This is a genomic window from Rhodococcus sp. 05-340-2 (genome assembly GCF_002258915.1).
GTDB lineage: Bacteria > Actinomycetota > Actinomycetes > Mycobacteriales > Mycobacteriaceae > Rhodococcoides.
Genome location: NZ_NOYU01000006.1, coordinates 406,939 through 421,317, shown reverse-complemented (window position 1 = coordinate 421,317; position 14,379 = coordinate 406,939). Strand labels below are relative to the sequence as shown.

At 62.9% G+C, this 14,379-nt stretch carries 15 protein-coding genes; 4 read left to right on the top strand and 11 right to left on the bottom strand.

What is annotated here, in order from left to right:
- Window positions 1-108 precede the first annotated feature (108 nt).
- A complete protein-coding gene (locus CH271_RS03500; protein ID WP_094632661.1) occupies window positions 109-669 on the top strand; it encodes a carboxymuconolactone decarboxylase family protein in 561 nt (186 codons plus the stop codon).
- On the top strand, window positions 666-1,430 hold the full coding sequence (locus tag CH271_RS03495; protein WP_252342042.1) for a class I SAM-dependent methyltransferase: 765 nt from the start codon (window positions 666-668) through the stop codon (window positions 1,428-1,430). Before CH271_RS03500 ends, CH271_RS03495 begins: the two co-directional genes overlap by 4 nt.
- Window positions 1,431-1,466: 36 nt before the next feature.
- Here CH271_RS03495 and CH271_RS03490 read toward each other — a convergent pair whose 3' ends face one another.
- The 4 genes from CH271_RS03490 to CH271_RS03475 are packed head-to-tail and all read right to left on the bottom strand — an operon-like array spanning window position 1,467 to window position 5,615.
- Window positions 1,467-2,318: an SDR family NAD(P)-dependent oxidoreductase gene (locus CH271_RS03490; RefSeq protein WP_094632660.1), complete on the bottom strand. Its 852-nt coding sequence runs from the start codon at window positions 2,316-2,318 to the stop codon at window positions 1,467-1,469.
- Window positions 2,315-3,829 carry a flavin-containing monooxygenase gene (locus tag CH271_RS03485; RefSeq protein WP_094632659.1) on the bottom strand — a complete coding sequence of 505 codons (1,515 nt, stop codon included), beginning with the start codon at window positions 3,827-3,829 and terminating at the stop codon, window positions 2,315-2,317. Before CH271_RS03485 ends, CH271_RS03490 begins: the two co-directional genes overlap by 4 nt.
- Window positions 3,826-4,689: a diiron oxygenase gene (locus CH271_RS03480; protein WP_094632658.1), complete on the bottom strand. Its 864-nt coding sequence runs from the start codon at window positions 4,687-4,689 to the stop codon at window positions 3,826-3,828. The genes CH271_RS03485 and CH271_RS03480 overlap by 4 nt, the downstream gene beginning before the upstream one ends.
- The gene (locus CH271_RS03475) at window positions 4,686-5,615 is read right to left on the bottom strand and encodes an AurF N-oxygenase family protein (protein WP_094632764.1); all 930 of its coding nucleotides are present in this window, start codon (window positions 5,613-5,615) and stop codon (window positions 4,686-4,688) included. Before CH271_RS03475 ends, CH271_RS03480 begins: the two co-directional genes overlap by 4 nt.
- Before the next feature lie 172 nt (window positions 5,616-5,787).
- Between CH271_RS03475 and CH271_RS03470 the strand changes: the two genes are divergently transcribed.
- Complete coding sequence (locus CH271_RS03470) at window positions 5,788-6,573, top strand: TetR/AcrR family transcriptional regulator (RefSeq protein ID WP_256986172.1); 786 nt, start codon at window positions 5,788-5,790, stop codon at window positions 6,571-6,573.
- Window positions 6,570-7,679, top strand: a complete 1,110-nt coding sequence (locus CH271_RS03465; protein ID WP_170945904.1) for a DUF4873 domain-containing protein — start codon at window positions 6,570-6,572, stop codon at window positions 7,677-7,679. Before CH271_RS03470 ends, CH271_RS03465 begins: the two co-directional genes overlap by 4 nt.
- Before the next feature lie 7 nt (window positions 7,680-7,686).
- Here the strand turns inward: CH271_RS03465 and CH271_RS03460 are convergent, their stop codons facing one another.
- Genes CH271_RS03460 through CH271_RS03430 form a run of 7 tightly spaced genes read right to left on the bottom strand, consistent with a single transcriptional unit; the run spans window position 7,687 to window position 14,378 of the window.
- Entirely contained in the window at window positions 7,687-8,202 is a 516-nt protein-coding gene (locus CH271_RS03460; protein ID WP_141217024.1) for a hypothetical protein, read from the bottom strand.
- Window positions 8,203-8,257: 55 nt separating this feature from the next.
- The gene (locus CH271_RS03455) at window positions 8,258-9,202 is read right to left on the bottom strand and encodes an MlaD family protein (RefSeq protein ID WP_094632655.1); all 945 of its coding nucleotides are present in this window, start codon (window positions 9,200-9,202) and stop codon (window positions 8,258-8,260) included.
- Complete coding sequence (locus tag CH271_RS03450) at window positions 9,199-10,224, bottom strand: MlaD family protein (RefSeq protein WP_170945903.1); 1,026 nt, start codon at window positions 10,222-10,224, stop codon at window positions 9,199-9,201. Before CH271_RS03450 ends, CH271_RS03455 begins: the two co-directional genes overlap by 4 nt.
- The gene (locus tag CH271_RS03445; RefSeq protein ID WP_141217023.1) at window positions 10,221-11,330 is read right to left on the bottom strand and encodes an MCE family protein; all 1,110 of its coding nucleotides are present in this window, start codon (window positions 11,328-11,330) and stop codon (window positions 10,221-10,223) included. The genes CH271_RS03450 and CH271_RS03445 overlap by 4 nt, the downstream gene beginning before the upstream one ends.
- The gene (locus CH271_RS03440; protein WP_094632762.1) at window positions 11,330-12,340 is read right to left on the bottom strand and encodes an MlaD family protein; all 1,011 of its coding nucleotides are present in this window, start codon (window positions 12,338-12,340) and stop codon (window positions 11,330-11,332) included. The genes CH271_RS03445 and CH271_RS03440 overlap by 1 nt, the downstream gene beginning before the upstream one ends.
- Window positions 12,337-13,344 carry an MlaD family protein gene (locus tag CH271_RS03435; protein WP_094632652.1) on the bottom strand — a complete coding sequence of 336 codons (1,008 nt, stop codon included), beginning with the start codon at window positions 13,342-13,344 and terminating at the stop codon, window positions 12,337-12,339. The genes CH271_RS03440 and CH271_RS03435 overlap by 4 nt, the downstream gene beginning before the upstream one ends.
- Window positions 13,341-14,378 (bottom strand): MlaD family protein, encoded by a 1,038-nt coding sequence (locus CH271_RS03430; RefSeq protein WP_094632651.1) that lies wholly within the window; start codon window positions 14,376-14,378, stop codon window positions 13,341-13,343. The genes CH271_RS03435 and CH271_RS03430 overlap by 4 nt, the downstream gene beginning before the upstream one ends.
- Window position 14,379: the final 1 nt, after the last annotated feature.

Genomic DNA, 14,379 nt, shown 5'->3' with positions numbered 1-14,379 from the left:
GCATTGGACTTCGTCAAGGGTCCTCCGAGGGGAAATTGTACAGAATGGAAAGGAGGTTAGCCTATCCTTCTGCGTCCCGGTGACGTCCGGCTGGGCAGTCGGTACGGTGTGGCTGTGACCACACCACGCATTCCGTCCGGAACCGCCAAGACCCTCGGGCCCATCAACTGGGTCATCTGCAAGGTGATCGCCAAAGGTGCTGGGGTGCCCAATCCTCACTTGTTCACCACCCTCGGGCGCACCGGTGGTCTCTACCGAGCCTGGCTGTTCTACAGCGGCCACCTGATGCCCGGCGGGAAGATCTCACGCAAGGAAACCGAAATGGTGATCCTGCGCGTGGCGCACCTCCGCGATTCCGCGTACGAGATGGACCACCACATCCGCCTCGGCAAGCGAGCGGGCATCGACCGGGATCTGCTCGAGCTGATCAAGACCGGACCCGACGCACCGGGACTGTCGACGCGGTATCGAACCATTCTGACCGCGGTCGACGAACTCATCGCCACCAAGATTCTCTCCGACGCGACCTGGAATCAACTGGCCACCCAGTTCGACGAGCGGCGACTCATCGAATTCGTCCTGCTGGCCACCCAATACGACGGCCTGGCAACCACTCTCGCGACCCTGCGGGTCGAGCGGGATTACGGCGACCGGCCACCACGCCCGTGAGCGAGTCGGCCGAGACCGCGCTGCACCGCGCGCTCGCCATGATCGAGCCGACGACGCTGCGCGGGCTGGCGCGCACCGACGGCGGCTACGTAGAGCTGCTGCCGGACGTGCCCGCACCGAACCCGTCGCCGGCCAGTATCGCGATGAACAATCGTGTGGTGGCAGCGATCTACGAAAGACTGTGGCGGCCGTTCGGGGTATCCATGATGGGCATCGCGGGCATGTCGATGGCGGCCGAGCGCGCCAAAGCCGTTGCCGACCTCAGATTGCACGGCCCCCAGCGCGTGCTCGACGTCGCCTGCGGCCCCGGCAACTTCACCAAGTTTCTCTCCGACGCTCTCACCGACGACGGCCTCGCCGTCGGGTTCGACATCTCCGAGGCGATGATCGCCCGTGCCGTGGCGGACAATCGAGGACCGCGTGCGGCGTACGTACGCGGAGACGCTGCCCATCTGCCGTATTCGGACGACACTTTCGACGCCGTATGCTGCTACGCCGCACTGTATCTCGTTCCGAAGCCCATGACAGTGCTGGACGAATTGATTCGCGTCGTCCGCCCGGGTGGACGCATTGCGATCATGACCAGCTGCGAGCCTCGTCCGGCCCCGCTGGGCACAGTCGTCGGCTTCGGAACCGGCCTGGCGGGCGTGCGGATGTTTCCGAAGAACCTGTTCGTCGACGTGTTCGAGGCATCGGGACTGACCGAGATTCAGCACGACGTCCGGGGACTGGCCCAGTTCGTCAGTGCCACGAAGCAGTAACGGGCAGAGACGAACCTATGAGCTGATGCTGCGCAGCTACTTCTTCACCCCGGCGCGTTTCTTTCCCGCTGACTGGCCGAGCCGACCGAGCGGAGCAAGAATGTCCTGATAGCGCGGACCGACGAGTCGCGGAATCAGATCGAACGCTCGGGCGTCGGGGCCGATCAGAACTCGCGGCTTGTTCCTTTCCACTCCCGCGAGGATCACCTTGGCGGCCCTCGTCGGTGTCGTCAGGGCGATCTGCTGGAAGCGACGCGAGGCCTCGTCAGGGGTCCCTAGGTCGTCCATTCCACGGGCGTTGGCCACGATGTTGGTCTTGATGCCGCCCGGATGCACGCACGTCACTCCTACGGGATGTCGAGCGATCTTCATTTCCTGACGCAACGCCTCGGTGAATCCCCGCACGGCGAATTTCGCGGAATTGTAGGCACTTTGACCAGGGATGCCCATCAGACCGAAGACACTCGAGACATTGACGAGGTGACCCTCGCCCGACTCGATCAATGCCGGCAGAAATGCCTTGGTTCCGTTGGCGACTCCCCAGAAGTCGATGTTCATGACCCACTCGAAATCGTCCCAGGTCATGTCGAGTACATCGGCACCCAACGCGACTCCGGCGTTGTTGGCGACGAAATTCACGCGTCCGAATTCGCTGAGCACTGCGTCGGCGTGCGCGTGGACCGCTGACCGGTCCGATACGTCCAGCTCGTACGTGACCGTGCGGGCTCCGATCTTCTCGCACAGAACGAGGGTCTCGCCGAGTCCTTCGCCGTCGATGTCGGAGAGCGCAAGCTGCGCTCCACGCTCCGCCAGATCGAGCGCGAGGGCGCGACCGATCCCCGAACCGGCACCGGATACGACGGCGACCTTGTTCTCGAAATTCTTCATATACGCACTTCTTCCACGTTCTCGCTGTCGGTTCCGGCTCCGGTCGGGAGCAGGAATTCGTACTGTGCCGGGTCGAACTTCCTTGTACGAAGCCAGTATTGCCAGGTGAATCCAGGCCAGACCGTCCGGTTGGCACCGTGCGAATCGAGGTACCAACTGGTGCATCCGCCCGTGCTCCACACGCCCTTGTTCAGCTTCGCCTGGATCTCGGCCGTGAATCGATCCTGCGTCTGTCGACGAACCGTGAGTCCGTCGGCAGCCCCCGACTCGACGAATTCGATCGCTCGCAGCGCGTACCCGATCTGTTGCTCGATCATGAACACCACGGAGTTGTGCCCGAGCCCGGTGTTGGGACCGAGCAGGAAGAACGCGTTGGGATATCCCGCGGCCACGATCCCCAGGTGAGTCTCGATTCCGTGTTGTTGCCAGTGCTGCACCAACTTCCGCCCACCGATACCGGCCACGTTCAGACCGTCGAACCCGTCGGTGACATGGAAGCCGGTCGCGTAGATGATGACGTCCACCTCGCGTTCGGTCCCATCCGCGGTGACGATCGACCGTTCGCGTACCTCCGCGATGGGGTCGGTGATCACATCCGCGTTGGGTCGAGTCAATGCCCGGTAGTAGGTGTTGGATCCGAGCAATCGCTTGCACCCGATGCGATAGCTCGGGGTCAGTTTCTTGCGCAGCTCCGGATCCGACACCTCCTTCTCGATGAATCTCCGCGCAGCTGCCTCGACGGGACGAAGGAGATTGGAATGCCCGTTGAGGCCTATCGCCAGAGACTCCGCAGACCAGTAGATCGAATTTCTGAACACCTTGCGCGCCACTGCCGATCGACGAAAGAGTCGTCGGAGAGCACTCGGGATGGCGAAATTCCGTCTCGGGAGCACCCACGCGGGAGATCGTTGGTACAGGTGCAGTTCGCCGACGGTCTCTGCGATCTGTGGAACGAACTGCACAGCGCTCGCCCCAGTTCCGATGACTGCCACTTTCTTGTCGGTCAGATCCACCTGGTGATCCCACCGCGCCGAGTGAAAGGCCGCACCCGTGAACGACTCGACGCCTGCGAGCTCCGGAGTGTTGGGAACGTGCAACGCTCCGATGCCGGAGACGATGAACTGGGCGACGTATTCGTCACCGTTCGTTGTCGTGATGTGCCATCGGTGTTCGCTCTCGTCCCAGTGACCACCGTCGCACTCGACCCCGAATCGGATGTTGTCGTCCAGGCGGTACTTGACCGAGAGTCGTTGTAGATAGCTCAGAATTTCCGGTTGGGCAGACCACATCTGCGACCACTCGGGATTGGGCTCGAACGAGTAGGAATACATGTGCGAGGGGACATCGCACGCGCAGCCCGGATAGGTGTTGTCTCGCCAGGTGCCCCCAACGGACTGCGCCTTCTCCAGAACGAGGAAGTCGTCGCGACCGCGGGTACGGAGCGAGATCGCCATCCCCAACCCGGAGAAGCCACTGCCGATGACCAGAACCCCGGTGTGATGGACGGTCATTGTCGACCCTCCGTTGACACGACTCCGGTCATTCTCCACAGCGCGGCGGTGATCGTCCCTTCGAGCAACCCGACCGAATCCAGGAAGGCGACGGTGTTCGACGCGTCCCGCCGCCTGATCGCTGCCCGGCGACGCCGCGAGGCGAGCACGCCTCGAACCGGGGACATGCCGATGGATCGATACACCTGGAACGAAACACCGAGACGAAGGATCACGTTGGCGAGTACCGCGAGGAGCAACCGGTTGAATGCTCGGGACAGTCTGTTCGACTTCTCCTGCGCTGCTACCACTTCCGATCGGGCGAATGCGAAGCGGTCGGCGCTCTCGAGTCGATGGATCTTCACCGCCTGTCGAACGTGGGGTTCGATTCCCGGTTCTGTCACCGCACCCTGCATCGACCGGGCGAAGGTCTCTTCGACCAGGAGGGTCGACGCATGCGAGGCGACACCGAGGGGCAGGAAACCCAGGAGCTTGACTGCCGTTGTCGTGCCCTTCGGGAGCCTGTAAGGCGGCACTTCCGAGGCCCGAACGAGCCGTCCGAAGGTGATGGTGGTTCGGGAACTACCCGCGACCTCTGCGAGAGCATTACGGGACGCCGGGCTGTTGAGCCCCTCTTCCGCCGCCCGCCGGAGCTGGTTGCCGGTCAACATCGCGGACAGATAGGACACGGTGCTCCATCTGCTCACTGCCTCGTGCAGGGCAAGCGTGCGCCGGTCCTGTTCGGTCAACTTGGTCCAGAGACGAGTTCCGTGCAACGTCACCGATTCACGGGGAAGCGCAAATTCGCCTGTCTGCCAGGGAGATTCCCAATCGATATCGACATGCGGATCGTACTGAACCGCCGACGAACGCGGGCTCATGCCAGATCGTCCGGCATCGCCCTGGTCATCTTCCACAGGCGACTGGTCACCACACCGTCGCACATGCCGGCATCGGCGAAGAAACGGATCATGGGTTCGGAGAAGAACTGCATGTTCGTCTTGTAGGTGGGACTCGCCATGGCGGTGACGATTCCGCGGATCGGGTTGATACCGATCGATCGGTACACCTTCGGGTTGATGAGGGCCAAGTACGTGAAGTTGGCGATCGACGCGAGGATCACGCGGTGGATGGCACGGTTGACCCGATTCGTGGCTGCCATCGCGCGCACCATTTCCTCGCGCGCGTAGGTGATGTGGCGCGACTCCTCGATGACGTGGATTCGCATCATCTGACGCAGGTGCGGTTGCATCTCGGGGTCGTACTGCGCCTCGCGCTGCGCCCGATCGAGTACCTCCTCGATGAGCAACACCCCGCCGTAGGTGGCGGGTCCGAGCGGCAGAAACTGCCCGATCTTGGCCATGAACGTTGCAGGCTTGGGCATCAAATACGGGGTGAGGCCGGTCTTCTCGATCAGCTTTCCGAACATGATGGAGTGCCGGGACTCCTCGCCGATCTCGGCTATCGAATACATCGAATGATCGGAGAACGTGCCTTTGCCGAACACCCGGAGCAGGTTCGCACTGAGCATGCCTTCGGCATAGATGCCGAACGAGAGAATACTGACGATCTCGTGGCGGCCCAGTTCGCGGCGCTGCTCTTCGGTCAGCTTGCCCCACAACCTGGTTCGGTACAGCGAGATTCTGTGCTCGGGCATCCAGCGCATACCGTCGACGACCGGGGCATCCCAATCGATGTCGGCCTCGCCGTCGTAGAACTTGTTGGCGGTCGACTTCAGCAGTCTTCGCGCCGTCTTCTCTCTCGGCCCGACAGTCCGCGCGCGCGAAGTCGACTGATCCTCGGTCATCAGCCGACTCGGCGACGATCCGGCCTCCCCGGACGTCCCGCCGCCGACCCGCTCACCGACAATTGCACGCTTCACAACCGATCCCCCTTGTGATAAACGAGGCCCCCCGGCCCTTCCGACTACCCCGAACTCACGGTAGCCAGTACCGGCGGTAGTAGGTACTGTAACGAGTGTGGTTCAACTCACCGGACGTGTCAACCCCGAAGATGGGAGACACTCGACCCATTGCAAGAAGATCGACGCACGCACCGAACGCTGGCGCGAACACCGACTGGAGGTACGAAAGAAATTCGTCGCGGCGGCATTGGTCGCGATCGATCTGCACGGTCCGAGTGTCAGCATGGGTGATATCGCGAAGGTAGCCGGTACCGCCAAGCCCAAGCTCTATCGACACTTCGCCGACCGGTCCGATCTGTATTCGGACATCGTCGAGCACGTCCAGCACATGCTGTGGGATCGAATCGCCGGCACGGTTGATCTGTTCGAGGATTCGGTGACCGACCTCATCGATCGCAGTGCCGCCGGCTACGCGGCAGTCGTGTCGGAACATCCCAACCTGTTTCGATTTCTCGTCCACGGCCACTTCCTGGCACGCACGAGTGGACGGCCGAGCACGACCGAATCGGCTACGGACCCAGCGCTGGCCTCCGCTCGCGCCGCATCCGACACCGTAGCTCAGATGCTCTCCGGTCTCATTCACGGACCGACAGTGGACAGTTCGACGGTCGAGATGGTTTCCTATTCTGCATTCGGCGCGGTGGCGACCGCCACGGACTGGTGGCTCGGCAGCTCGGACGACCACGAACTCGTCATACCGATCGAAGCCTTCACCGCTCATCTGGCAGCCATCGTGCGCGGAATCGTCGAATCCTCGTGTGCGCTCGTCGGCGTCCGCATCGAATCCAATCAACCTGTGCATGTCGCGTTCGTACGCGAAGAGGGAAGAGGAAACCCGTGAGTGATCTCTCCGGCAAGCCCGACTACCGCGGGCCCGCCACATTGACGTTCGACAATCCCGCGGCCGAGTTCGACGTCCAGATCGATCTGCGTGGCCACTCCCAACCCATCGACGGCATCTTTCGTTGGTACGGACGCGTCCGGCCGCACGAGGAACTGCAGGGGTTCATGGAGACCATCGGCAGCAGCCGCAGAGGCAAGCTCAGCACCGACAGCGGGGACGTGCCCGTTCTGGTCTCCGACGTGGACTACTGGGGTCGATACCGCCTCCAGGGCACCGGCATGCCGCCGTATCCGCTCGAACCCGAGGAAGATCAGGACAGCGCGGCCGACGTCGACGTCGACGTGCCTCCCGAGAGCCGGGCGCTCGAACGCGCCGCAGCCCTACTGGAACCCGAATTTCGCTCGGGTGCAGTCACATCCGACGGCTACGTGGAGCTACTCGGCGGCACGCCTGCACCGTCGACGACCACCGCGAGTCGGGCCATGAACAACCGCCTGGTCGCCTCCATCTACGAGAAGATGTGGCGGCCCGCAGGCGTCGCCATGATGGGGGTCGGTGGCCTGTCCATGTCCGCCGAACGCGCCAAGGCCGTCTCGGACCTGCGACTGTCCGGGGACATGCGCGTGCTGGACGTGGCATCGGGACCGGGAAACTTCACCAAGTATCTCTCCGACCACCTCAGCGGAGACGGTGTGGCCGTCGGGTTCGACATCTCCGAACAGATGATTCGCCGCGCCGTCCGAGACAACCGTGGCCCCCACGCCGCCTACATGCGCGGTGATGCGCAGTCACTACCGTTCGCCGACAACACATTCGATGCCGTGTGCTGCTTCGCCGCTCTGTACCTGATCCCGAACCCGCTGACCGTGGTCGACGAACTCGTCCGGGTGCTGCGGCCGGGGGGTCGAATCGCGATCATGACGAGCTACGGCCGCAACACCGCGCCGGTGAGGTCGGTGGTGGGTGCGGTGTCGGGGCGTATCGGGGTCCGCATGTTCGAGAAGGAGCAGTTCACATCGATCTTCGAGGCATGTGGGATGACCGACATCGAGCAGGAGGTGCGCGGACTCGCCCAGTTCGTCAGCGCTACGAACGCCTCCTGACCGTGGGTCAGGTCTTGGGGCCGTAGTCGCTGACGATCCACTGACCGTCCTGCTCGGTGACCGTCACGAGCAGGAGGTTGGGCACCTTGCCGGGGTCCGGCTGCTGCACGTTCTGCGTCGTCTGCTGCGCGTACACCGCCACCTTGTACTCGCCTCCGGACTCGGAATCGATTGCAGCAGAGAGCACCTCGCCGTTGGCGACCACCTGGGACTCGTTCATGATGGCGGTGAGCGCCTCACGAACTCCGCTGTACCGATCCTGCAGAGACTGCGATGCCCCCTGGTCGACGCCGTCGAAGAACGCGTCGAGGTTGCGATAGTCGTAGGTCAACGACCGCGCCGTGTAGTCGGTGGCCGTGTTCAACGCCATCTGTCGATCCTGATCGTGCGCACGCTCGTCGGCCAGATCGCCTGCTGCGGAACGCCACAGCACTCCGAACACCACCGCGAGCGCGACGCCCGGTACCGCGGCAGCGACCACGGCCCACCGAATACGGCGACGTCGGGGGGTCTCGGCGGACACCGGTGTTTCCTCGGTCCGAGTTTCTTCTACTTCGACCATGAGGGGGTCACTCCTATCAGTTCGGAATTTCTACGGAAAGCCTTGCAGGCCCGCCGGGAGGGAAGACGGTCTGCATCACGTCGACGATCGAGCCTGCATCGATCCGCATCGGCTTGATGGGTTCGGTGTACGGCTTGAGGAGTGTCGCTATCAGCGCGAGATCGGGCGAGAGCGGCGTCAGGTACTGGTCTATCTTCGGCCCGATCTTCCCGAGCGGATCGTCCCAGACGTCCGCTCCTACGTACGAGTACTCGTTGAAGCCCTCGAGCAAGTTGGCCACACCCGAACCGGTCGCACCGACGTACGGTGCCGCGTCGGACATCACCGGGCCGTATCCGTACGCGTTGCGTCCACCCTGCTGCGCATTGTCGTACAGGCGGCGAATCTCTCCGCTCTTGTCCCGCAGCGTCGCTGCCAGGAATCGGAATGCCTCCACCAGACGATCGATATCGGAGCCGCGGCCTTCGACGGCTGCCGACGCAGTATCGGTCAGTCCCCTCAAGGCATTCGTATCGAGTTGCGAGGCAAGGGAATCGCCCAGGCTGAGGGCCTCGCTCACGGTGACCGACGGCAGCACGTGATCACTGCCGAGTACATCCCCGTCCGTGAGGTACGGCCCTCCGGTGCTTCGAGGCCGAAGGTCGAGGAACTGCTCCCCCGCCGCCGACAGGTTCGCGACGACGACCTCGGAGTCCGCCGGTATACGGTGGGCGGCATCGAGCGCGAGCGTGACGTCCAGGCCGCCCGGTACCACTGCGATAGCCTCGACTCGCCCCACCTGGATTCCCCTCGAGGTGACCTGCGAGGTGTCCATCAGCCCGCCGGAGGATTCCATGTGAACCACGACGTGGTCGATCGTTCTGGTCGGGTTCAAGTCGAGCACACCCACGACCAGGTAGCCGATGCTCGCAACGGTCATGGCCGTCAGGGCCACGAGTGAGACGAGTGTGCCGCGCTTCATCGGACGATTCCGATGCCGCGCAGGATCCCGATCATCTCGTCGGCCATTGCTCCGGCCCCCTGATCGGTCGACACCGACCGCACCGCGATGTTCGGTGTGGACTCGAAGTACGGAATCAGGCGCTCTCGCAACAGGGTGTTCGCTTTCTCCATGTTCATGGGCACCGTGGTGTCGGCATTGGAGATCGTGATCAAAGCCGGCGCGATGATATCGACGGCATCTCTGAGTTCCGGATACGGGCCCGAGAGAACGTCACCGACGTTCTGCGACATGTACCCCAGCATGAAAATCATGTGAACGACGCTGAACAGGACCTCGGACAACCCGTCCGATCGTCTCGGGCCCAGCTCGAGAACGCGTTCGAGGCCGTCACGTTGCGTCACAACGGTATTCGAGATGCCCTCCGCCGCAGCAAGAATTCGATCGATCTCGCCGGTGTTGTCGCCGATGTCGGTCAGCGCGGTCCGAGCGGCCAGATTGATCTTGTCGACCTCGGCCGGATCGGGCGGAACGGCGGCATTGACGTTGTTCACCGCCTCCTGCAGTTGGACGTAGCGACCGCCGGTCACGAGATTCGACAAGCCTCGCAACACGTCCTCGACGTTGTCTGCCGGGACCGTCCGCTCCACGGGAATGACGTCACCGTCCCGAAGATAAGGGCCGCTCGAGCTCGCGTTCGCGTTCGCGTCGGACGGCGGTTGCAGCGAGATGTAGATCTCACCCAGGATCGACGACTGTCGAAGCTCTGCGACGGTGTCGGTGGGAAGCTGAACATCGGCCGACAGATCCACGGTCGCCACTGCGGTGGAACCCACCAACTCGACGGTGTCGAGAACACCCGCGTCGACGCCCTCGACGATGACCTTCGCCTTCTCGGGGAGATTGAGTACGCTCGCGAATTCGATTTTCAGCGAGTACTTGTCCCCGGCCACATAGCTTCCCGGAATAGGGAGGTCTGCTGGGTCGACGCTGCACGCCGACAAGGCGACAACACAGAACAGCCCGATGATCGTGCGCCTCATCGCCATCCTGCCGAACCCAGCACCAGCTGCACGAGACCGACGTCGATCACGTCACCTCGTTGCTGATCGGCCGAACACGTCGGGCGGTACTTGTTGAGCAGAGCGCAGACCTCGTTCGGCGAGTTGGTGTCGATCTCGAACTGCGGCGGGTGATAGATCACGCGCCCACTCCTGGAATCGTTGTCGTACATCGTCATCAAGTTCTGCCCAATGGTCGGCACCTGCTCCAGAATGTCCTTGATATCGCCCACTCGCCCGAGCAGAACATCGACCACAGGGGCCGCCTGGTCGAGAAATCCATAGACCTTGTCGTCGTATTTCGCGACGTTGCGCGCCAGTGGCGGAATGAACTCGGTCGTGAGAGCGACTGTGGTGCCGAAGGCTTGGGTGAACTCCGACAGCGTCACCATTCCCCGCTTCAGGTTGTCCAGTAGCTTCGCCACCTCCGGCCAGCTCACCACGAAGGTGTCGATGAGGCCGTCGAGATTGTCGATCAGCCGCCGCACGGTGGTGTCTCGGTCGGCCGGATCGCCGACCAGCAGGGCCAGCTGCTGGAGGCTCTGGTTGAGCTGGGCACCGGATCCGCGGAGCGAACCGTCGACCGCACGAAGTGTGTCGCCCAGAACTTCCTCGTGCTTTCCGTCGGCATCGGCCGGACCCAGCAGATCCGCAGTCAGGCCCGACACGGCATTGAGAGTATCGCTGATTCCCAGCGGAGTTCTGGTGCGCTCCAACGGAATGCATTGCGCGCGATCGAATTCGGACCCGCCGGTGTACGGCTTTGTGAATTCCACGTGCCGGTCGGTGACGATCGAACTGGACAGTGTCACGGCACCGACTTCGGCAGGCAGCTCGAGGCTGTCGTCGACATCCATCGTGACCATCACGGAGGCGTCGGTGTTCTCGATGCGCGTCACCGTTCCGACGACCACACCCAGCATCATGACGGAATTGCCCTCGTACAACCCGACCGTATCGGTGAACTCGGCGCACACCGACGAGCTGCCCGCACCGGAATCGATCACCGAGGTCGCCGACGCGACCGAACCGACGAGAGTGACCACCACAGCCGCTGCTACAGCGACCTTCACAGCTCTGTGCCTCATCAGCACGCCCTCCCTGGCAACGGAATGCAGACGCCGGCACCGACGACCGTGTCCTGCGACTGATCGATCACGGGACCTTGACCGCCCCCGATCAAGGCGGCGAGACCGTCCGTACTCTGCTGCATGGTCGTGATCGCCCCGTCGAAATCACCCAGCTGCGCGAAGAGCTTCTGCGTGATCTCCTCGAGCTGGACGATCGACGGCTCCAGCCCCTTCTCGAAGGCGACCACAGGTCGATGGAAAAGCTCGAACATTCGCCCGAGCAGGGCGAAGGCATTGACTACATCTTCGCGCTTGTCGCCGAATCCCTTTGTCAGTGTGCCGAGTTCGCGAACCAGCTCGATGAGCATCACCCGATCGGCTGCCAACGCGCCGACGTACTCGTCCGAGACCACGAGCCCACGCTCCAGCTGTTCCGAGCGGGTGGCGATCACGTCGGTGAGCGAGGACAGATTGTCCACGATGGCACGGGTCGACTGCGGCTGCGTGCTCACTGCCCGGTCCAGTTCGGCCACGGTCTCTCGCAACGTCGGGCCGTCGATATCGCGAACCAACGGAGTTGCCTGCTGGATCGCATCGGACAGTTCGTAGGGAAGCGCGACCCGCTCCGGCGGAATAGGGGCAGAGTCGAGTTCGCCGTCGCCATGCGAGGTGAGCATCACGTAATGACCACCGATCGGCGTGAGCAGCTTCACCGTCAGCGTCGAGGCGTCCCCCACGAAAACATCCGATCGAACACTGAAGTCGACATCGACGTGATCACCCGCGAGCTCGACCGAGCGCACGGAGCCGACGGAAATTCCGGCGATCCTGATTTCGTCACCCGGCTTCACCCCTGCGGCCGAGCCGAACTCCGCAGTGTAGGTGCGATCGCCGAACGGGACCGTGTACAGAACGGCCGCGACGAGGAGGAGGACCAGAGAGAAGGCGACACCGACAGCACCCCACAAGAAATGTGTCTTGTTTTCCGACTGCTCGTCACGAACGCCCTTGCGCAGTACGCGGTTCATCGACACACCACCAAATTCTGTCCGCCGAGCACTATCTGCCCGATCCCCGGAATGTCTTGTTGGCCCTGACTGCACGAGTAGGTCTGGGCACCCGGCGCGGGAATGCTCGCGTTGAGACCGGTCAACAATGCAGGTGCAAGGGCGAGCATCTCGGTCACCTGTTCCGTCTGCGGAAGCATTCGCCGCAGCGCTCCGTCGACCGGCGCGTAACTGTTGTCGTACGCGCTTTCCAGGCCCTCCATCAGACCGACCAGCGGAGTGAGCCCATAGTTGGCCTGATCCAACGAGGCGAGCACCCCGTCCATCTGTGTACTGAGCTTGGACACCAGACCGTGTAGTTGTTCGAGAAGTTCGGCGACGGAGGAGGACTGGCCACCGATCGAGTCCGAGATCTGACCGAGATTGTCGATCAGCAGACCGATGATCGACTCCCGCTGAACCGCGAACTGGGTGATGCGGTCCACGTCGCGGAGCACTGGACCGAGGCCGGACCCGTCACCCTGCACCATGCGCAGGATGTTCTCGGTGAACTGATTGAGCTGTGCGGTGTCGAGCGTGTCGAAGATCGGTTTGAATCCATTGAACAGCGTGGAGATATCGAACGACGGAATCGTGTGATCCACCGGGATCGTCTCACCTGATCCGAGAGGAGCACCGGCAGCCGCATCCTTCTGGATCAGCTCCACGTACCGCTGGCCCAGAAGGTTCTGGTAGCGGACGGCCGCCTGGGTGTTCGCGAAAATCGGTCGTCTGTCCTCGATTTCGAGTCCGACTCGCGCAATACCTCCTTCGAGGTCGACCGAGGAGACCTTGCCGATCTGCACCCCGGACATACGCACGTCGTCACCCACGTACAGGCCGGATACGTCGTCGAACTCCGCGCCGTAGGACGACAGCGGTCCGCCGACCGGGGTACGGAGTGCAGCCACAATGATCACGGCGCACACCGCGGTCACCGTGAAGAAGACGAGCAATTTGAGCGCAGGTCCGGTTACCTTCTTCACCCGTTCCCCTCCTGATATGCGGCAACGGATCCGGCCAGATTGGGCATGGTCCGGACAATCAGGTCGAGCTGCAACTGCGGCTTGCCGTCGACGATGGGGAATGCGTCGGAAACGCCGTCGATCACCTGCGGGACGCGATTGTAGGTGGGCGCGAACGTGCCGATCGACGCCGTGATCGGCACCAGCAGATCGAGCACTGTCGACAACAGCGTGGTCAGGTTCGGATTGTTCTTCTTCAACAAGTCGCCCACCGGAACCATCAGCTGATTGCTCAGACCGTCGTTTGCCGCGATGGTCCTGGCCCTGTCGGCGGGTGCTTCGACGTACACGCTCTTGTCCACCACTCCCACCACCAGATCGAGGAGAGGCGGAATCAAGTCGGCCATGCCGTCACCGAGCTCTGCCCCTCGGTGCAGCTTCCAGGCGAGCGGGTCCATCTGGTTGTTCGCCATCATCTGCGCAGTATCGAAGTAAGGCTTCAGGTTTCGACTCACCTCGACGGACGTGTTCGCGATGAGATCCAGAAGGTTCTGCACTTGTTCGGTGTCGAGTACCTCGGTCAGTTCGGCAACTCGCCGGAACACACCGGTCACCGTTGCACCTCGCAGCTCGCTCGACACAGCCAGGGTCGAGTTCGAGGCGAGCGGATTGCCGGTCCCGTCGGAAAGCAATTCGATCGCAGTGGAACCGAATACGTTGGACGAGGAGAACTGGGCCTGCATGGTGTCGGTCAGCTCGCCCGCCTGACTCGGGTCGATCTCCAGTTCCAGTCTCTGGTGGCCGAAGCCGACCGTCTCGATGTGGTCCACCGTGCCGATCGACAGGCCTCGGAACTTCACCTCAGAGCCCGGGGTGAGACCGTCGCCGACCGATGCCGCATCCAGCGTCAGCTCGAAGGGCGACTCGAAGGCCCCTCTCGCATACGCGGTGAGGCCGCCTGCGAGTACGGCCATGGCCACCGCCACCGCCAGCCCGCGCACACGGAGCGCGGCGGGACCGGCCGATCGACCGGTCAGATCATCGAACACTGCCATC